This is a genomic window from Pseudomonas sp. Root401 (assembly GCF_001425105.1).
Taxonomy (GTDB): Bacteria; Pseudomonadota; Gammaproteobacteria; order Pseudomonadales; family Pseudomonadaceae; genus Aquipseudomonas; species Aquipseudomonas brassicacearum.
On sequence record NZ_LMDO01000066.1, the window covers coordinates 121,311 to 139,008 of the forward strand.

The window sequence follows — 17,698 nt, forward strand, 5'->3', positions numbered from 1 at the left end:
GGCAAAACGCCGCGACGAATAAAATCCGGTCGCGGCGCGGGTGATTCAGCGTTGAAACGGGGAGTTACTGGATCTGCCCGTGGCAATGCTTGTATTTCTTGCCCGAACCGCAATAGCACAGTTCGTTACGGCCCAGCTTCTGCTCGTTGCGCACCGGTGCGGTCGCCAAGGCGACATCCACATCGACGCCCTCTTCGGCGACCACTTCCAGGCCCGGGGCTTCGGCATGTTCGAACTGCATGCGCGCAGCCAGGGCTTCGGCTTCCTGGCGCAGGCGGGCTTCTTCTTCGGCCGGGTCTTCGCGGCGAACCTGAACGTGAGACAGCACACGGATCGAGTCGCGCTTGATCGAGTCGAGCAACTCGGAGAACAGCGTGTAGGACTCGCGCTTGTACTCCTGCTTCGGGTTCTTCTGGGCGTAACCGCGCAAATGGATACCGTGACGCAGGTGGTCCATGGTCGACAGGTGGTCTTTCCACAAGTCGTCCAGTACCCGCAGCACAATCTGCTTCTCGAAGGAACGCAGCGCCTCGGCGCCTGCCTGGTCTTCCTTCTCGTTGTAGGCGGCGATCAGTTCGGCCAGCAGTTTCTCGCGCAGGGTTTCTTCATACAGGTGATCGTCTTCGTCGAGCCATTGCTGGATCGGCAATGCCACGCCGAAGTCGCTCTGCAGGGCGGCTTCCAGGCCGGCGACGTCCCACTGCTCCGGCAGCGACTGCGGCGGGATGTGGGCGCTGACGGTGGCGTTGAGCACGTCCTGGCGGAAATCGGCGATGGTTTCGCCAATGTTGTCGGCGCCCAACAAACTGTTACGCATGTGATAGATCACTTTACGCTGTTCGTTGTTGACGTCGTCGAACTCGAGCAATTGCTTACGGATATCGAAGTTGCGGCCTTCGACCTTGCGCTGGGCCTTCTCGATGGCGTTGGTCACCATGCGGTGCTCGATCGCCTCGCCTGGCTGCATGCCCAGGGCCTTCATGAAGTTCTTCACCCGGTCAGAGGCGAAGATGCGCATCAGGCTGTCTTCCAGGGACAGGTAGAAACGGCTGGAACCGGCGTCGCCCTGGCGACCGGCACGGCCACGCAGTTGGTTGTCGATACGGCGCGATTCATGACGCTCGGAAGCGATCACCTGCAAACCGCCGGACTCCAGCACTTGCTGGTGACGTTTCTGCCAGTCGGCCTTGATCTGCGCGATCTGCTCAGGCGTCGGGCTTTCCAGGCTGGCGACTTCCACTTCCCAGTTGCCGCCCAGCAGGATGTCGGTACCACGACCGGCCATGTTGGTGGCGATGGTCAGCGCACCCGGGCGCCCGGCCTGGGCGATGATCTCGGCTTCCTTCTCGTGGAACTTGGCGTTGAGGACCTTGTGCTCGATGCCTTCCTTGTTGAGCAAGGTGGACATGTGCTCGGAGGTCTCGATGGTGGCGGTACCCACCAGGATCGGCCGGCCCTGGGCCATGCCTTCCTTGATGTCGTTGATGATCGCCGCGTACTTCTCTTCGGCGGTCAGGAACACCAGGTCGTTGTAGTCTTTACGGGCCAGCGGCTTGTTCGGCGGAATCACCACCACTTGCAGGCCATAGATCTGGTGGAACTCGAACGCTTCGGTGTCAGCGGTACCGGTCATGCCGGACAGCTTGTTGTACAGGCGGAAGTAGTTCTGGAAGGTGGTCGAGGCCAGGGTCTGGCTCTCGGCCTGGATGTTCAGGCCTTCCTTCGCTTCGATGGCCTGGTGCAGGCCTTCGGACAGGCGACGACCCGGCATGGTACGGCCGGTGTGTTCGTCCACCAGGACGACCTGGCCGTCCTGCACGATGTATTCGACGTTGCGATGGAACAGCTTGTGCGCACGCAGGCCAGCATAAACGTGGGTCAGCAGGCCCAGGTTGTGGGCCGAGTACAGGCTCTCGCCTTCGGCCAGCAAGCCAATACGGGTGAGCATTTCCTCGACGAACTGGTGACCCGCTTCGTTGAGCTCGACCTGACGGGTCTTCTCGTCAACGGTGTAGTGCCCGGCCTGGGTCACTTCGCCTTCGACTTCCTCGACGTGCAACTTGAGCTGCGGGATCAGCTTGTTGATCTCGATGTACAGCTTGGAGCTGTCCTCGGCCTGACCGGAAATGATCAGCGGGGTACGGGCTTCGTCGATGAGGATGGAGTCGACTTCGTCGATCACGGCAAAGTTGAGTTCACGCTGGAATTTTTCTTCCATGCTGAACGCCATGTTGTCGCGCAGGTAGTCGAACCCGAATTCGTTGTTGGTGCCGTAGGTGATGTCGGCGGCGTAGGCGGCGCGCTTCTCTTCCGGCGGCTGGAACGGCGTGACGACGCCGACAGTCAGGCCGAGGAATTCGTAGAGCGGGCGCATCCAGTTGGCGTCGCGGCGGGCCAGGTAGTCGTTGACCGTCACGACGTGCACGCCCTTGCCGGACAGTGCGTTGAGGTACACGCCCAAGGTCGCCACGAGGGTCTTGCCCTCACCGGTACGCATTTCGGCGATCTTGCCTTCGTGCAAGGTCATGCCGCCGATCAACTGAACGTCGAAGTGGCGCATGCCCATGATCCGCTTGCCGGCTTCACGGGCGACCGCAAAGGCTTCAGGCAGGAGCTGGTCAAGGGTTTCCCCCTTGGCGATACGGTCCTTGAATTCGGCAGTCTTGGCGCGTAACTGATCGTCCGAAAGGGCCACCATTTGCTCTTCGAAGGCATTGACAGTCTGTACCGTCTTGAGCATGCGCTTGACTTCACGCTCGTTCTTGCTTCCAAAAAGTTTCTTTAACAAAGGCGCAAACATATCGGCAGGATCTTCCACACTAAAGGGATGGAGGGCGGCCCCGTGAGTCGCCCGTGCAGCCCTCATGGCCGCATGCGAACGAGCATTCTACCCGGAAACGATGGAGAGGAAAGTGGCGTTATTCCACGATGCTGGCACAGCGCTGTGACGGGGCTTGCATAAAATAAGGGCTTTTGCGCGAACTTCAACCCACCCAGCGCAGAAGTTAATCATTGATTGTGCAGCCAAAAGCCGCTGGGCGAGAGGGTCGAGGCGCATCCGGCGCTTTCTGCTACCATGGCGCCTCTGTCACTTGCGGTATTCATTCATGGCCTTTCGCCCTCTTCCAGCCAAGGCACCCGCCGTTCTGCTGCGCGAAGCCAAGCCGCTGAAAGCCATCTTTGGCCACGCCAAACGCCTGGGCCACTTGCAACGCCTGCTCGACAGCCAGTTGCAACCGGCCGCGCGCGAGCATTGCCACGTGGCCTCCTGGCGCGAAGGCAGCTTGCTGCTGATCGTCACCGACGGCCACTGGGCCACACGCCTGCGCTACCAGCAAAAACGCCTGCTGCGCCAACTCCAGGCGTTCGAAGAATTCGCCAACCTGACGCGAATCCTGTTCAAGGTGCAACCGCCCACCGTCCAGGTCGGCGCCAAGGGGCACACGCTGGATTTGTCCACCGACGCCGCCGCGACCATTCAGGCCACGGCGGATGGCATCACCGACCCCAACCTGCGGGCGGCGCTGGAGCGGTTGGCGGCGCATGCCAGGCCCAAGGGCTGAGATTTTCGGCGCCTGTTGAACCGCTTTCGCGAGCAGGCTCGCTCCCACAGGGGATCTAGGCGAACACAAATTTTGTGTCTGGCAGAAACCCACTGTGGGAGCGAGCTTGCTCGCGATGGCGGCAGGTCAGCCAGCCTATTTTTCGCCTGCTAGACCGCTTTCGCGAGCAGGCTCGCTCCCACAGGGGATCTTCAGCGAACACCTATTTCGTGTACGACGCCGGTCCCTTGTGGGAGCGAGCCTGCTCGCGAAGGCGGCGACTCGGTCCTATCTACCGGCGCTTGCTGCCACCGAGCAACGACCCCATCAACCCGCGCACCAATTGCCGACCCAACTGATTGGCCGCCTGGCGCATGGCCGATTTCAATGCCTGGCCGGCCGCGGTGCCGAGGAACTCCCCGGCTTTTTCGGTGAAGCTCGGTTCTTCCGCCGTCGGCTTGCCCGGCGCCTCTTCGGCCTGTGGTTCCAGCCCTTTACGGCCCATCAGCACTTCATAGGCCGATTCGCGATCAATGGGTTTGTCGTAACGCCCCTGCAACGCTGAACTGGCGATCAACCCGGTGCGCTCGGCCTCGCTCAGCGGCCCGATGCGTGATTGCGGTGGCGCCACCAACACGCGCTGGACCACTTCCGGCGTGCCTTTTTCCTGCAAGGTGCCCACCAGGGCTTCACCGATGCCCAGTTCGGTCAGCACCGCCAGGGCATCGAACTGCGGGTTGGGCCGGAAACCGTCGGCCACCGCCCGCAGGGATTTCTGCTCCTTGGCAGTGAAGGCCCGCAGCCCGTGCTGGATGCGCAAGCCCAACTGCGCCAGCACGTCGTCCGGCAAGTCGCCCGGCGACTGGGTCACGAAATACACCCCCACGCCCTTGGAACGGATCAGCCGTACCACTTGCTCCAGGCGCTCCTGCAAGGCCTTGGGCGTACCGGCAAAAAGCAAATGCGCCTCGTCGAAGAACAGCGCCAGCAGCGGTTTGTCTGCATCGCCGCGCTCGGGCAACTGCTCGAACAGCTCGGCCAGCAGCCACAACAGGAACGTCGCGTAGACCTTCGGTGCTTCATGGACCAGACGGCTGGCGTCGAGCAAGTGAATGCGACCACGGCCATCACTGGCCGGTTGCAGGATGTCTTCGAGCTGCAAGGCCGGCTCGCCGAACAACGCGTCCGCACCCTGCTGTTCCAAGGTGGACAAGCGGCGCAACAACGCCTGGCTGGAACCGGTGGTCATCAAGGCCGCGTCGTCCCCCAGCAACTCAGGGTTGTCCTTGAGGTGATTGAGCAGCGCCTTCAGGTCCTTGAGGTCCAGCAGCAACAGACCTTCGCGGTCGGCCACCTTGAACGCGGCGTAGAGCGCCGACTGCTGGCTGTCCGTCAGTTCCAGCAGGCTGCCGATCAACAACGGACCCATTTCACTCAAGGTGGTGCGCAGTGGATGACCGGACTGGCCGTGGATATCCCACAAGGTCACCGGATAAGCCTGGGGCTTGTGATTGAGCCAAGGCATGCCGGCGATGCGCTCGGCGATCTTGCCCTGGGGGTTGCCCGCCGCGCCGAGGCCGCACAGGTCACCCTTGATGTCCGCCGCGAACACCGCCACGCCGGCGTCGCTGAACATTTCGGCCAGGCGCTGCAAGGTGACGGTCTTGCCGGTACCGGTGGCGCCCGCCACCAGACCATGACGGTTCGCCAGGCGCATGGCCTGGGCGATGGGCTGGCCGCTAAGGTCGGCCCCGATAACGAGTTGCGATGAGTCAGGCATGTGGTCACCCGTGGTGTTTGCGATATGACGCCATTTTGCACGCTTATATAAAAGCATGCCTGGCGCATTAAGCCCCTGGCGTCAGGAATAATAGCCTGCGAACCCGGACTGGCCCTATCGCGAGCAAGCTCGCTCCCACATGGGATCTGTGCCTCTCCTGTGGGAGCGAGCTTGCTCGCGATGAGGCCCTGTCAAACCCGGCAATACTCCACTGACACCCCAACCCCACAACCTCAACCGAACATCTATTCTTACTAAAGGTCAACACAGGAGAACACTGACCGGAGGGACGTTCATCGTGCATATAGCGGACATAACCATGTTCTACGCCCCCGCCAGCGGAGGCGTGCGCACTTATCTGGATGCCAAGCACCGGCGCCTGGGCGATCGGCCCGGTATTCGCCACAGTCTGTTGATCCCCGGCGCGCATTTGAGCGAGCACGACGGGATCTACAAGGTTCCGGCCCCTGCACTGCCGTTCGGCAAGGGCTATCGCTTTCCCCTTCGCCTGGCCCCCTGGCGCAATGTCCTGCGCGATCTACAGCCCGATCTGATTGAAGTCGGCGATCCCTACCTCACGGCCTGGGCCGCGCTGGATGCCCGTCGCCAGCTCGACGTGCCCGTCATCGGTTTCTATCACTCCGACCTGCCACTGCTGGTCAGCAACCGGATGGGCAACTGGTTCACCCCCAACATCGAAGCTTATGTCAGCAAGTTGTACGGCAATTTCGACCGGGTCCTGGCGCCGAGCCAGGTCATGGCCGACAAACTGACCGGGTTGGGGGTCAAGAACGTCTACGTGCAACCGTTGGGCGTCGACCTGCAAACCTTCAACCCGGCCGCCCGTGACCCGGAGTTGCGCGCCGAGCTGGGCATCGCCGAAGACGCGCGCCTGCTGATTTTCGCCGGGCGCGGCTCCAAGGAAAAAAACCTGCCGGTGCTGCTCAAGTGCATGAAACGCCTGGGCGAGCGCTACCACCTGCTGTTGGTGGGCTCGTCGATGCCCGCCTTGGTGCCGGACAACGTCACGGTGGTAGATGAATTCTGCCCGGCGCCACAAGTCGCCCGGCTCATGGCCAGCGCCGATGCCCTGCTGCACGCCGGTGACCAGGAGACCTTCGGCCTGGTGATTCTCGAAGCCATGGCCTGCGGTATTCCGGTCGTAGCGGTGGCGGCCGGGGCGTTCACTGAAATCGTCGATGAAGACTGCGGCCTGCTGTGCACACCCAACAATCCACAGGCCATGGCCAATGCCGTGCGACAACTGTTTGCCGAAGGCTGCCAGCGCCGTGGCGTGCTGGCGCGCCGGCATGTGGAGCGGCATTACGCCTGGGATACCGTGGTCAACAGCTTGCTGGGGCATTACTACGCCGTGCTCGGCGAACAAATGCCGCTGCTGGCCAATGGTTGAGGCGAGGTCCGTGTCGATGAATCATTCGCCCAGCGTGCTCTTGGTGTTGCACGACTTGGCCCCGCAAACCTGGCCCGACTACCAGCCCTTCGTCGAAGCCGTTGACGCCCTCGGCCAGGTGCCGATGACCTGGTTGGTGGTGCCGGACTTTCATCGCAACAATGCCCTGGAGGCTCATCCCGGCTTTCGGCGCCTGCTCGACAGCCGGGTCGAGCGCGGCGACGAGCTGGTGTTGCATGGCTACTACCATTGCGACGACGGCCCCGTCGCCCGTCACCCCAAGGACTGGTTCATGCGCCGGGTCTATACCCATGAGGGTGAGTTCTACAACCTGTCCGAGGCCGCCGCCCTCGCCCGCCTGCGCGCCGGTATCGAAACCTTTGAACGCTACCACTGGCCGCTGGAGGGTTTCGTCGCCCCGGCGTGGCTGATGAGCGAAGGCACGCGCCAGGCCTTGCGCCAGTTGCCGCTGAGCTACACCAGTGACACCCAACACCTTTATCGCCTGCCCGACTTCACCGCCATCGACGCACCGGGGCTGGTCTGGAGTGCCCGCAGCGCCTGGCGCCGTGGCCTGTCGAAAGTCATCAGCGACCAACGCGAACAGCGCTGGCGCCAGGCCCCGGTGATTCGCCTGGGCCTGCACCCGGTGGACATGCGCCATACCTTTTCCCGGGACTATTGGCTGCGTACCCTCGAACGCCTGCTCAACGACGGTCGCGTGCCAATGACCAAAGTCGGCTGGCTGGCGACCCAGGGACTGCGGGTCAGCAGCGCCGCATGAAACGGCTGATCTGGCTGGGTGCCGCCCTGCTCACGGCGCTACTGGTGCCGCTGCTGGTTGGCGGCGGGGAAATGTGGTCACGGGTGCAGCGCTTTCCCTTGTCGCTACTGCTGGCCATGCTCGGCATGATCGTACTGTGCTGGTGCCTGAACTCCGTACGCTTGCGCCTGCTGTTGGGGGAAAACCGTGGGCGCATCGGCGGGCTGAAAAGCATCGGCGTGGTGATGTCCACCGAGTTCGCCATGTGCGCGACGCCCGGTGGCAGTGGCGGCCCACTGACGCTGATGGCCCTGCTGGCGCGCAACGGCGTGCGCCCGGCCCATGGCAGCGCGGTGTTTGCCATGGATCAGTTGAGCGACTTGCTGTTCTTCCTCTGCGCCTTGGTCGGCATTCTGTTTTACGCGCTGTTCCAGAACCTCAGCCAGCGCATGGAATGGATGCTGGCGTTAAGCGCGATTTCATTGTTTGGCGGGCTGTTTGGCTGCGTGCTGGTGGCCCGCTATCACCGCAGATTGATTCTGCTGGGCGCTCGATTGCTGCGCCACCTGCGTGTGAAAACCGTCACCCGTCGACGCTGGGCGCGCAAGGTCCTGAGCTTCCTGGCGGCGTTCACCGACACCTTGAAACTGCCAAAACAGACACTGTTCCAGGTCTTCGGCCTGACCTGCCTGCATTGGGTACTGCGCTACAGCGTGTTGTACCTGGCGTTGAAGGGGCTGGGAGCGGATCTGCAGTGGGCCTGGAGTTTCCTGATCCAGATGCTGTCCTTGAGTGCGGGACAGTTCAGCCTGCTGCCGGGCGGTGCCGGGGCGGCCGAATTGACTTCCGCGGCGCTGCTGGCCCCCATGGTGGGCAAATCCACCGCGGCGGCGGCGATTCTGATCTGGCGGGCGGTGACCTATTACTTTTATCTGGTGGCCGGCGGGCCGGTGTTCTTCCTGATGGTCGGGCGACCGTTGCTCAAGAAACTGGTCAGGCTCAGACAGGTCTGACGCATCACGGCTTCTGTTCGGGCTCGTCCTGGGGATGCAGTTGCTCCCACAATTGCGCGGCATCGGGAAACTCAGTGCCGTCCTCCGGGCCCAACGCATCTGGGTCATAGCGGCTGAGGCAGCCCTCGCCCAGGGTCGCCGGCGCCTTGGAGGTGGCTTTGTCCAATGGATCGGCCATGGCGCAATGCTGCTCCCGTAAGAAGGTTGCCTGAATCATTGTGGCCAGAGATTGTTCCCGCTCGGCTGCGCCTGTAGGAGCTGTGTAGGAGCTGTGTAGGAGCTGTCGAGTGCAACGAGGCTGCGATCTTTCCCCGTCCACTTGAGTCTCAAGCGAAAGATCAAAATCAAAAGATCGCAGCCTTCGGCAGCTCCTACAAGTGCCCAAAACCCAGTCAGAACACCACGGTCTTGTTGCCGTGCACCAGCACGCGGTCTTCCAGGTGATAACGCAGGCCCCTGGCCAACACCATCTTTTCTACGTCACGGCCGAAACGCACCATGTCTTCGATGCTGTCGCTGTGGCTGACGCGCACCACGTCCTGCTCGATGATCGGGCCGGCATCCAGCTCTTCGGTCACGTAGTGACAGGTGGCGCCAATCAGCTTCACACCGCGCATCGACGCCTGGTGGTACGGCTTGGCACCGACGAACGACGGCAGGAAACTGTGGTGGATGTTGATGACCTTGTGGGCGTATTCGCGGCACAACGCCGGCGGCAGGATCTGCATGTAGCGGGCCAGCACCACCACCTCGGCATCGTGCTGCTTGACCAGCCGCGAGACTTCGGCGAACGCCGGCTGCTTGTCCTGCGGGTTGACCGGCACGTGGTAGTAAGGGATGCCGTGCCATTCCACCATGCTGCGCAAGTCGTCATGGTTGGAAATCACACAGGCGATGTCGCAATCGAGCTCATCGCTGTGCCAGCGGTGCAGCAGGTCAGCCAGGCAATGAGACTCGCGGCTGGCCATCAGCACCACGCGTTTTTTCTGCGCGGTGTCGGTGATACGCCAGTCCATCGAGAACTCTTCGGCAATGGGGGCGAATGCTTCACGAAAGGCTTCGATACCGAAGGGCAGCGAGTCGGCACGAATCTCGTGACGCATGAAAAACCAACCGCTTTGATTGTCCGAGTGATGGCTCGCTTCGGTGATCCAGCCGTTATGGGACGCCAGAAAGTTACTGACTTTAGCAACGATGCCGACGCGGTCCGGACAAGCAATCACCAGACGAAAAGTGCGCATTAGGGAAACTCCAGAACTTCGCAAAGGCGGCCATTCTAGCCATTGCGCGGCAAAACTGCAGTATCGATGACACGCCGAATCATGGGCGACAGCCCTGGTCACGGCCTGCGAGGGTCGGGAAGGCGGATTATATGTGTGAACAGATGTGAAGACACTGCCGGGGTATTTAACTGCAACAGGCGTTTTTGTGGCACAGCACTAATTAATTAAATAAAACACTGGTTAAATGTTTACTTGATGAAACTGTCTGATTACTATTGCCACACTGTCTCCTTGTCACCCGCGTCCTACATAAGGTAGTCCACATGTCCTTGATCAATGAATACCGTGCCACAGAAGAAGCCATCAAAGAACTGCAAGCTCGCCTGAAAAACCTGTCCCAAGACGACAAACTGCAAACCGAGCTTGAATTCGAAGGCAAACTGCGCACGCTGATGGGCGAATACTCCAAGTCGCTGCGCGACATCATTGCCCTGCTGGATCCAGAAGCCAAATCGAGCAAAGCCCCACGTGGCGCCGTCAAAACTACCGGCACCAAACGCGCTCGCAAAGTTAAGCAATACAAGAACCCGCACAATGGCGAAGTCATCGAAACCAAAGGTGGCAACCACAAGACTCTGAAAGAGTGGAAAGCCAAGTGGGGCGGTGACGTGGTTGAAGGCTGGGCAACCCTGCTGGGCTAAGCCTCACCGGTTCGCACCGTTCTTAGCGAACAAAAAAACGCCAGCGATTGCTGGCGTTTTTTTTGCCTGTCATCTTTTCACTTCATCGCGGCTCAAGGCTTAAACGTTTGCGCAATTGCTGGCTGTAACCCTGCCACTCCCTGAGTACTTCTTGCTGCACTGGTGTAGACAGGGCCATCCACTCCCTCATCGCCGCATCAAAACTTTCCAAGGTATTAGGCGCTCCCCACTCCGGGGATGACAGCCGTTGTTGACAGAAAAGTCTCCAACGCCCGTGCTCTTCGGGATTCAACGTGTCTGGAAAGTTGCGCGCGCGATATCGGAACAATAGTTCCGGCAAACGCTCATCATCAAAAGGCCAGCGTTCTTGGGTCAATTGCAGCGGATCCGCCATACGGACTTGTTCACATAAACGTCGATCGCGATCCCCCAGGAAGCCCGCGTATAACTGTTGCTCGGGATCCTCGCTGGCGGTGAAATCCTCCCGACCATAAATAGCCTGAAGTTTATCCTGCCAAACTTTCTGTGCGTCAGTTAGCCGCAATGCCCGTTGCTGATAGCCCTCCATGTCCAGTTCCAGTCGCTGCTGGTCCTCGGCACGCAGCACCGACAACGGCGCGATCACCGGGCATTTGTTGATATGGATAAGCTTGAGCGGCACCGGTAACTCACCTTCGAGCAGTTCTTCACGGCGGGTATACAAACGCTGGCGCAGGCTTTCGGCATCGTCGTCCAGCAGGCCCTGGGGGTCCAGGTGCAGGTCGCAGACGATCAGGGCGTTGCGGTTTTTCGGGTGCCAGGCCAGCGGCAAGACCACGCCGATGTAGTTGCGCGCCGCCGAGAAGCGACCGGAAATATGCACCATGGGCTGCAACAGGCGGATCTGGTCCATCACCTTCTGTTTGCTGCGCAACTGGAACAGCCAGTCGTAGAGCCGGGGCTGCTGCTGACGGATCAGCCGAGCCAGGGCAATGGTCGCGCGCACGTCCGACAACGCATCGTGGGCCTGGCCATGGTCGATGCCATTGGCGGCGGTCAGGCGCTCGAGCTTGAGAGTCACGCGACCGTCCTCTTGCGGCCAGGTGATGCCTTGCGGGCGCAGCGCATAGGCCGCGCGCACCAGGTCGATCAAATCCCAGCGACTATTGCCGCCCTGCCATTCCCGCGCGTACGGGTCGAAGAAATTTCGATAGAGGCTGTAGCGGGTCATTTCATCGTCGAAGCGCAGGGTGTTGTAGCCGGCGCCACAGGTGCCGGGCGCGGCCAGTTGCCCGTGGACGCGGGTCATGAAATCGGCTTCGCTCAAGCCTTTTTCGGCCAGGCATGTCGGGGTAATACCGGTAATCGCACAGGCCGCCGGATGCGGCAGGATGTCATCGCTGGGTCGGCAATACAGGTTCACCGGTTCGTCGATTTCATTGAGTTCGAAATCGGTACGGATACCCGCCACCTGCAAGGGTCGGTCGCAACGCGGGTTGATACCGGTGGTTTCGTAGTCGTACCAGAAAATGGAAGTCACGGGCTGTTCCTGAACTGAAGACTGGCGAAGTCTAGGCGCTCGAACCCGCCTGCGACCAGCAGTCCTGTAACTTTTGAAGACTAATGCGCCGCTCCACCCCCCCCCATGTGGGAGCGAGCTCGCTCGCGATAGCGGTGCCTCAGCTTGCATCCATGGTGAATGGACTGCCGTCATCGCGAGCAAGCTCTCCCACAGTTGAACTGCGGTACCCACGAATCTTGTTGCAAACCATGAAATGACCTGCACAGCTCTATCGTTTGCCCGCACGAAGACTGCTAGCATCTGGGCCGAGATTGAACATTCGGTCTGGCCCATCACAGGTTGCCCATGCTCGAGACACCAGCACTGCAAAGGAACGCGACGCTGCCCGCGCCCCTGGACACGCGCTATCAGGTTGAAACGCCCGAAGGCATCGACCTGCCGCTGCGCCCGGCGGGATTGATGCCGCGAGCCATCGCCTTCGCCATCGACCTGGGCATACGCGGGTTGGTCCTGGGGCTTTTCTTCCTGGTCCTGGCGTTTTTCGGCGAACTGGGGATGGGCCTTGGCTCCATCCTGCTGTTTGTCGTCAGTTGGTGGTACATGGTGCTGTTCGAGGTGCTCAACCAGGGGCGCTCTCCCGGCAAGCAGATCATGGGGCTGCGCGTGGTGCAGGACGACGGCCGGCCCATCGGCTGGTCGGCGTCGTTGATCCGCAACCTGCTGCGTTTCGTCGACATGCTGCCCTTCGGCTACACCTTCGGGGCCATCAGTTGCCTGCAACATCCGGCGTTCAAGCGCTTGGGCGATCTCGCGGCCGGCACGCTGGTGGTGTATCGCGAACAACCGGTCAAACGCCCCGCCTTGCCGATGGCCCCGCCGATACGCACGCCTTTCACCCTGAGCTTGAATGAGCAACGCGCCGTGCTGGGCTTCGCCGAACGCCAGGCAGAACTGTCCCAGGCGCGGGTCAACGAACTGGCGGCCATCCTGGCCGCGCCACTGAACGTCCAGGTGCCAAACGCCGTAGCCGAACTCAATGGCGTCGCCCGCGGCCTGCTGGGGCCAACATGAAGCAAAGCCTGTTCGAAAGCCGTCACCAGGGGGAATGGGAGCACCTGACCCGGCAACTCGACCAACTGGAGCGCAGCCGCAGCGTGCCCCAGAGCAGCGACTTCCCCGCCACCTACCGACGGCTTTGCCATCACCTGGCACTGGCCCAGGCGCGGGGCTACAGCAGCTTGCTGGTCGACACGCTGCAACAACTGGCGCTGCGCGGTCACCAGCAACTCTACCGGGACCGCAGCCGACCCTCGGCCAGCCTCTCGGCGTTTATCCTGGTCGGTTTCCCCCGACTGGTGCGTGAACAATGGCGATTCGTACTGGCTGCCAGCCTGATGTTCCTGGGCAGCCTGGTGGGCATCGGGCTGCTGGTCTATCTGTTCCCGGAACTGGTCTACAGCGTGCTCGGCGCCGACGAAATCAGCCAGATCCGCAGCATGTATGACCCGGCGTCCGGGCACCTGGGGCGCTCGGTCGAGCGGGCCGCCAGCGAGGACTGGGTCATGTTCGGTTACTACATCATGCACAACATCGGCATTGCCTTTCAGACCTTTGCCAGTGGCTTGATGTTTGGCCTGGGGAGCGCGTTTTTCCTGTTTTTCAATGGCCTGACCATTGGCGCGGTGGCCGGGCACCTGACCCAGATCGGCTCCGGGGGAACGTTCTGGTCGTTCGTGATCGGCCACGGCGCCTTCGAACTCACCGCCATCGCCCTGGCCGGGGCCGCAGGCCTGCAACTGGGCTGGGCGTTGATCGCGCCGGGGCGCCTGACCCGGGGCGAGGCCTTGCGGCTCGCGGCGGGCAAAAGCGTGCTGATGATCGGCGGCGTGATGCTGTTTTTGCTCATGGCCGCGTTCATCGAGGCCTACTGGTCTTCCAGCGCCGTGACACCGGCCACCAAATACACGGTGGGCGCCTTGTTGTGGCTGTTGGTGATCAGCTATCTGTCGCTTGCCGGACGGGTCCGCCATGCGCCTGAGTGACGCCACCGTCGTCATCCGCCCACGCACCACCTGGGAAGCCATGGACCTTGGGGTGTTGATGAGCCAGCAGCATCGACGCCTGCTGATGACCAGTTGGGCGATCATCACGCTGCCGGTGTACCTGTTGCTGACCCTGCTGCTGTGGGACTCACCGTCGCTGGTGGTGATGCTGTTCTGGTGGTTGAAGCCGGCCTTCGACCGGCTGCCGCTGTACATTCTGTCCAAGGCCCTGTTTGGCGAAACCCCCACCTTGCGGCAGGCGTTGCGCCAGTGGCCCGCGCTGCTCAAGCCGCAGTTGCTGGCCAGCCTGACCTGGCGCCGGCTGAGCCTGAGCCGCAGCTTCGTGATGCCGGTGGTGCAACTCGAGGGCCTCGCCGGTGAGGCCCGGGCGCAGCGCTTGCGGATATTGCAACAACGCAACCGCGGCGCGGCGCAATGGCTGACCATCATCGGCATGCACCTGGAAACCGCCCTGTGGTTCGGCCTGACGGCCCTGTTCTATCTGTTCGTGCCGCAACAAGTCGAACTGCAATGGGATTGGGAGACGCTGGTGTCAGCGGCCGAGCACGACTGGTTGTGGTTCGAACACCTGGTCAACTTCCTCTATCCACTGCTGCTGATCTTGTGGGAGCCGGTGTATGTCGCCTGCGGCTTCAGCCTCTACCTGAACCGGCGCACGATCCTCGAGGCGTGGGACATCGAACTGGTATTCCGGCGCCTGCGCCAGCGCCTGAGCGGCGTGGCCCCGGTGTTGATGCTGCTGGCGTTCATGCTGCTGCCGCTGGCGCCTCCGGCGTTTGCCGCCGAAGACAGCAGCGGCCCCGACAGCCCGCGACTGCTCAACCAGCCCCTCACCAGCGAAGCCTCCCGGGACGGCATCAAGGCAATCCTCGACGCCCCGCCGTTCAAGAACCCCGAGACCGTCATTCGTTATCGTTTCGGCAAAGAAGCTGCCGAATCCCCGAAGACCGAGACCGAGGCCAAACCGAGCTGGCTCAAGGCATTGTTCAAATGGCTCGGCAGCCAACGCTTCGACATCGCCGCCGCGTTGATCCAGGTCGTGCTATGGGCCTGCCTGGTGGCGGCGCTCGTCTGGCTGGCCTGGCGCTACCGTGAACGACTCAAGGCCCTGGCCAATCGCCGACCGACGCAGCGCCTGCCGGTGGAACGCGCCGTACCTGCGCGCATGTTCGGCCTGGATATTCGCGAAGAAAGCCTGCCCGCCGACGTGGCCGCCAGCGTCGAACAACTGTGGGCCACGCAACCCCGTGAAGCCCTGGGTCTGCTGTACCGGGCGCTGCTCAGTCGGTTGCATCATGACTTCAAGATCCCCTTGAAACCGGCCGACACCGAAGGCCAGGTGCTGCAACGCGTCGAACAGCTCAAGCAGGACAACCTGCTGGGATTCAGCAAAAACCTGACCCTGCATTGGCAGAACATTGCCTATGGGCATCGTCCACCGCCGACACACCTGCAACAGGAACTGTGTGACGGCTGGCGCGAGCTGTTCGGTCCGGGAGCGTCTCGATGAGCCGGCACGCAGGGTGGCTGATCGGCGCCGTGCTGGCCGCGCTGGTGTGCACATTCGGCTTCTACCTCTACACCAAGGCCGAGCCCTATGAAGAGGTCGTCGAGCACGGCCCCTCCCCTGAAGCCCAGGCAAATCCTTACCTGGCCGCCGAACTTTTCCTGCGCCAGCGGGGTATCAACGTCGAGCACGCCAACAGCCTGGACGTGCTGCCCACCCTGGAACCTCGCCAGCACAGCCTGCTGTTGCTGGGCGAGCGAACCCACATGACGCCACGGGAAGTCGAACAACTGATGAACTGGACTCGGGCTGGCGGGCGCTTGCTCTTCGTCGCCGAAGCCTTGTGGGACAACAACACCGGCAGCAGCGGCGATCTGCTGCTCGACCGCGTGCGCCTGCGGCAACTTTTGAGCAAGGACCTCAAGGAGCCGGCCCCTAAATTGATCAAGGACCGTTACCCGGAACTGACCAAGCTCTACCTGGAAGACGAAGAGGCGCCGGCGTATATCGGTTTCGACACCGACTTCCACCTCGAAGACCCGCATAACCTGGCCCAAGCCTGGGCCAACAGCGCGCTGTCGACCCACATGATGCAATTGAACCTCGGCCTCGGCTCGATCACTGTGATCACCGATGCCGAGCTGTGGAAGAACGACTCCATCGACCAGTACGACAACGCCTGGCTGCTCTGGTACTTGAGCGCCGACACGGACGTCACGCTGCTGTTCAACAGCGACCACGACAACTTGCTGACCCTGTTGCTGCGGTATTTCCCTCAGGCACTGGTGGCACTGCTGGCCTTGATTGCCCTGTGGCTCTGGCGTTCAGCGGTGCGCCATGGCCCACTGCAACAACCGGCCTCCAAGGCACGGCGTCAGTTGGAAGAGCATGTGCAGGCCAGCGCCGGTTTCCACCTGCGGCACAACGGCCAGGAGTACCTGTTGCACGCCTTGCAACAAGACGTGCTGCGCCGGGCCCGTCATCTTCACCCAGGCTTCGAACAACTGGCCGTCGCCGAACAATGGCAGGTACTCGCCCGCCTGACCCGGCAACCGACGCGAGCCATCAGCCAGGCCTTGAGCCCCCGGCCGAAACAGCGCCTGTCTCGCGCTGACTTCTGCCGCCAGGTCGCCCATTTGCAAACCCTCAGGAATGCCTTATGACTGAACAGAACGAACCTGTCGACGGCCAGGCCCACGCCGCCCAACAGCGCCAGCGCGCCAGTCAGTTGGCCCAGGCCATCCGCACCGAGCTGCGCAAGGCGGTAGTCGGCCAGGACAGCGTGATCGACGATGTGCTCACGGCACTGATCGCCGGCGGGCACGTGCTGCTCGAAGGTGTTCCCGGGCTGGGCAAGACTTTGCTGGTGCGGGCCCTGGCCCGGTGTTTCAACGGCGAGTTCGCGCGTATCCAGTTCACCCCCGACCTGATGCCCAGCGACGTCACCGGGCACGCGGTGTACGACTTGCAGACCGAGCAGTTCAAGCTGCGCAAGGGCCCGGTGTTCACCAACCTGCTGCTGGCCGACGAGATCAACCGCGCGCCAGCCAAGACCCAGGCTGCGCTGCTTGAAGCCATGCAGGAACGCCAGGTCACCCTCGAAGGCCGTGCCCTGCCCATCAGCCAGCCGTTCATGGTCCTCGCCACCCAGAACCCCATTGAACAGGAAGGCACCTACCCGCTGCCGGAAGCCGAGCTCGACCGCTTCATGCTCAAGGTGCGCATGGACTACCCGGACGCCGACCAGGAGCTGGACATGGTGCGCCAGGTCAGCCGCTCGACCCGCGCCGACATGCTCGACGTACAGCCGCTGCGCACGGTGTTGCAGGCCAAGGACGTGCAAGCGCTGCAACGCATTGCCAGCGACCTGCCGATGGACGACCAGGTACTCGACTACGCCGTGCGCCTGGCCCGCACCACACGCAGCTGGCCGGGCTTGACCCTCGGCGCCGGGCCGCGCGCCTCGATTGCGCTGGTACGTTGCGCCCGGGCCCGGGCGTTGTTGCGTGGCGGCGAGTTCGTCGTGCCGGATGACATCAAGGGCTGCGCCCTGGCCGTGCTGCGCCATCGCGTACGCCTGGCGCCGGAACTGGACATCGAAGGGCTGTCGGTGGACCAGGTGCTGGGGCAACTGCTCGATCAAGTGCCGGCGCCGCGGTTGTGAGTACCACCAGCATGGCGAGGGGATTTATGT

General features: G+C 62.2%; 15 protein-coding genes. 10 read left to right on the plus strand and 5 right to left on the minus strand.

Translation table 11 applies throughout. The features are described 5' to 3' along the window. Nucleotides 1-64: 64 nt before the first annotated feature. Nucleotides 65-2,800 (minus strand): preprotein translocase subunit SecA, encoded by a 2,736-nt coding sequence (gene secA, locus ASC85_RS30420; RefSeq protein WP_057452546.1) that lies wholly within the window; start codon nucleotides 2,798-2,800, stop codon nucleotides 65-67. 307 nt (nucleotides 2,801-3,107) lie between these two features. Between secA and ASC85_RS30425 the strand changes: the two genes are divergently transcribed. Further along, nucleotides 3,108-3,563: a DUF721 domain-containing protein gene (locus tag ASC85_RS30425; protein WP_057452547.1), complete on the plus strand. Its 456-nt coding sequence runs from the start codon at nucleotides 3,108-3,110 to the stop codon at nucleotides 3,561-3,563. A 271-nt stretch (nucleotides 3,564-3,834) separates the two neighbouring features. Here the strand turns inward: ASC85_RS30425 and ASC85_RS30430 are convergent, their stop codons facing one another. Continuing rightward, the gene (locus ASC85_RS30430; protein ID WP_057452548.1) at nucleotides 3,835-5,322 is read right to left on the minus strand and encodes a helicase HerA-like domain-containing protein; all 1,488 of its coding nucleotides are present in this window, start codon (nucleotides 5,320-5,322) and stop codon (nucleotides 3,835-3,837) included. 319 nt (nucleotides 5,323-5,641) lie between these two features. Here ASC85_RS30430 and ASC85_RS30435 point away from each other — a divergent pair, with 319 nt between their 5' ends. Genes ASC85_RS30435 through ASC85_RS30445 form a run of 3 tightly spaced genes read left to right on the plus strand, consistent with a single transcriptional unit; the run spans nucleotide 5,642 to nucleotide 8,509 of the window. Further along, the gene (locus ASC85_RS30435) at nucleotides 5,642-6,733 is read left to right on the plus strand and encodes a glycosyltransferase family 4 protein (RefSeq protein WP_057452549.1); all 1,092 of its coding nucleotides are present in this window, start codon (nucleotides 5,642-5,644) and stop codon (nucleotides 6,731-6,733) included. 16 nt (nucleotides 6,734-6,749) lie between these two features. Further along, the gene (locus tag ASC85_RS30440) at nucleotides 6,750-7,517 is read left to right on the plus strand and encodes a DUF2334 domain-containing protein (RefSeq protein ID WP_057452550.1); all 768 of its coding nucleotides are present in this window, start codon (nucleotides 6,750-6,752) and stop codon (nucleotides 7,515-7,517) included. Beyond that, a complete protein-coding gene (locus tag ASC85_RS30445) occupies nucleotides 7,514-8,509 on the plus strand; it encodes a lysylphosphatidylglycerol synthase transmembrane domain-containing protein (protein ID WP_057452551.1) in 996 nt (331 codons plus the stop codon). Before ASC85_RS30440 ends, ASC85_RS30445 begins: the two co-directional genes overlap by 4 nt. A 4-nt stretch (nucleotides 8,510-8,513) precedes the next feature. On the opposite strand, the gene ASC85_RS32700 is transcribed toward ASC85_RS30445, so the two are convergent. After that, nucleotides 8,514-8,687 (minus strand): hypothetical protein, encoded by a 174-nt coding sequence (locus ASC85_RS32700; RefSeq protein ID WP_164488503.1) that lies wholly within the window; start codon nucleotides 8,685-8,687, stop codon nucleotides 8,514-8,516. 214 nt (nucleotides 8,688-8,901) lie between these two features. Further along, nucleotides 8,902-9,750, minus strand: a complete 849-nt coding sequence (gene purU / locus ASC85_RS30450; protein WP_003205089.1) for a formyltetrahydrofolate deformylase — start codon at nucleotides 9,748-9,750, stop codon at nucleotides 8,902-8,904. Between the two features lie 305 nt (nucleotides 9,751-10,055). Here purU and mvaT point away from each other — a divergent pair, with 305 nt between their 5' ends. Next, on the plus strand, nucleotides 10,056-10,433 hold the full coding sequence (gene mvaT, locus ASC85_RS30455) for a histone-like nucleoid-structuring protein MvaT (RefSeq protein WP_003205091.1): 378 nt from the start codon (nucleotides 10,056-10,058) through the stop codon (nucleotides 10,431-10,433). Between the two features lie 82 nt (nucleotides 10,434-10,515). Here mvaT and sbcB read toward each other — a convergent pair whose 3' ends face one another. Continuing rightward, nucleotides 10,516-11,952, minus strand: coding sequence for an exodeoxyribonuclease I (sbcB, locus tag ASC85_RS30460; protein WP_057452552.1), 1,437 nt, complete (start codon nucleotides 11,950-11,952; stop codon nucleotides 10,516-10,518). A gap of 327 nt (nucleotides 11,953-12,279) precedes the next feature. Here sbcB and ASC85_RS30465 point away from each other — a divergent pair, with 327 nt between their 5' ends. From ASC85_RS30465 to ASC85_RS30485, 5 genes are read left to right on the plus strand one after another with little or no spacing between them, the layout of a single operon-like run. Beyond that, nucleotides 12,280-13,005 (plus strand): RDD family protein, encoded by a 726-nt coding sequence (locus ASC85_RS30465; RefSeq protein WP_057452553.1) that lies wholly within the window; start codon nucleotides 12,280-12,282, stop codon nucleotides 13,003-13,005. Continuing rightward, the gene (locus ASC85_RS30470; RefSeq protein ID WP_057452554.1) at nucleotides 13,002-13,976 is read left to right on the plus strand and encodes a stage II sporulation protein M; all 975 of its coding nucleotides are present in this window, start codon (nucleotides 13,002-13,004) and stop codon (nucleotides 13,974-13,976) included. The genes ASC85_RS30465 and ASC85_RS30470 overlap by 4 nt, the downstream gene beginning before the upstream one ends. Continuing rightward, nucleotides 13,963-15,507 (plus strand): DUF4129 domain-containing protein, encoded by a 1,545-nt coding sequence (locus ASC85_RS30475; protein WP_057452555.1) that lies wholly within the window; start codon nucleotides 13,963-13,965, stop codon nucleotides 15,505-15,507. The genes ASC85_RS30470 and ASC85_RS30475 overlap by 14 nt, the downstream gene beginning before the upstream one ends. Then, nucleotides 15,504-16,667, plus strand: a complete 1,164-nt coding sequence (locus ASC85_RS30480) for a DUF4350 domain-containing protein (RefSeq protein WP_057452556.1) — start codon at nucleotides 15,504-15,506, stop codon at nucleotides 16,665-16,667. The genes ASC85_RS30475 and ASC85_RS30480 overlap by 4 nt, the downstream gene beginning before the upstream one ends. After that, nucleotides 16,664-17,668 carry an AAA family ATPase gene (locus tag ASC85_RS30485; protein WP_057452557.1) on the plus strand — a complete coding sequence of 335 codons (1,005 nt, stop codon included), beginning with the start codon at nucleotides 16,664-16,666 and terminating at the stop codon, nucleotides 17,666-17,668. The genes ASC85_RS30480 and ASC85_RS30485 overlap by 4 nt, the downstream gene beginning before the upstream one ends. Nucleotides 17,669-17,698: the final 30 nt, after the last annotated feature.

Bases quoted from the DNA above. Each gene is read 5' to 3' on its own strand.
- ASC85_RS30470 (WP_057452554.1), top strand. From the start codon at position 13,002: ATGAAGCAAAGCCTGTTCGAAAGCCGTCACCAGGGGGAATGGGAGCAC.
- ASC85_RS30485 (WP_057452557.1), top strand. From the start codon at position 16,664: ATGACTGAACAGAACGAACCTGTCGACGGCCAGGCCCACGCCGCCCAA.
- mvaT (WP_003205091.1), top strand. From the start codon at position 10,056: ATGTCCTTGATCAATGAATACCGTGCCACAGAAGAAGCCATCAAAGAA.
- ASC85_RS30430 (WP_057452548.1), bottom strand. From the start codon at position 5,322: ATGCCTGACTCATCGCAACTCGTTATCGGGGCCGACCTTAGCGGCCAG.
- ASC85_RS30475 (WP_057452555.1), top strand. From the start codon at position 13,963: ATGCGCCTGAGTGACGCCACCGTCGTCATCCGCCCACGCACCACCTGG.
- ASC85_RS30465 (WP_057452553.1), top strand. From the start codon at position 12,280: ATGCTCGAGACACCAGCACTGCAAAGGAACGCGACGCTGCCCGCGCCC.
- ASC85_RS30435 (WP_057452549.1), top strand. From the start codon at position 5,642: ATGTTCTACGCCCCCGCCAGCGGAGGCGTGCGCACTTATCTGGATGCC.
- secA (WP_057452546.1), bottom strand. From the start codon at position 2,800: ATGTTTGCGCCTTTGTTAAAGAAACTTTTTGGAAGCAAGAACGAGCGT.
- purU (WP_003205089.1), bottom strand. From the start codon at position 9,750: ATGCGCACTTTTCGTCTGGTGATTGCTTGTCCGGACCGCGTCGGCATC.
- ASC85_RS30445 (WP_057452551.1), top strand. From the start codon at position 7,514: ATGAAACGGCTGATCTGGCTGGGTGCCGCCCTGCTCACGGCGCTACTG.
- ASC85_RS30480 (WP_057452556.1), top strand. From the start codon at position 15,504: ATGAGCCGGCACGCAGGGTGGCTGATCGGCGCCGTGCTGGCCGCGCTG.
- ASC85_RS30440 (WP_057452550.1), top strand. From the start codon at position 6,750: ATGAATCATTCGCCCAGCGTGCTCTTGGTGTTGCACGACTTGGCCCCG.
- ASC85_RS32700 (WP_164488503.1), bottom strand. From the start codon at position 8,687: ATGGCCGATCCATTGGACAAAGCCACCTCCAAGGCGCCGGCGACCCTG.
- ASC85_RS30425 (WP_057452547.1), top strand. From the start codon at position 3,108: ATGGCCTTTCGCCCTCTTCCAGCCAAGGCACCCGCCGTTCTGCTGCGC.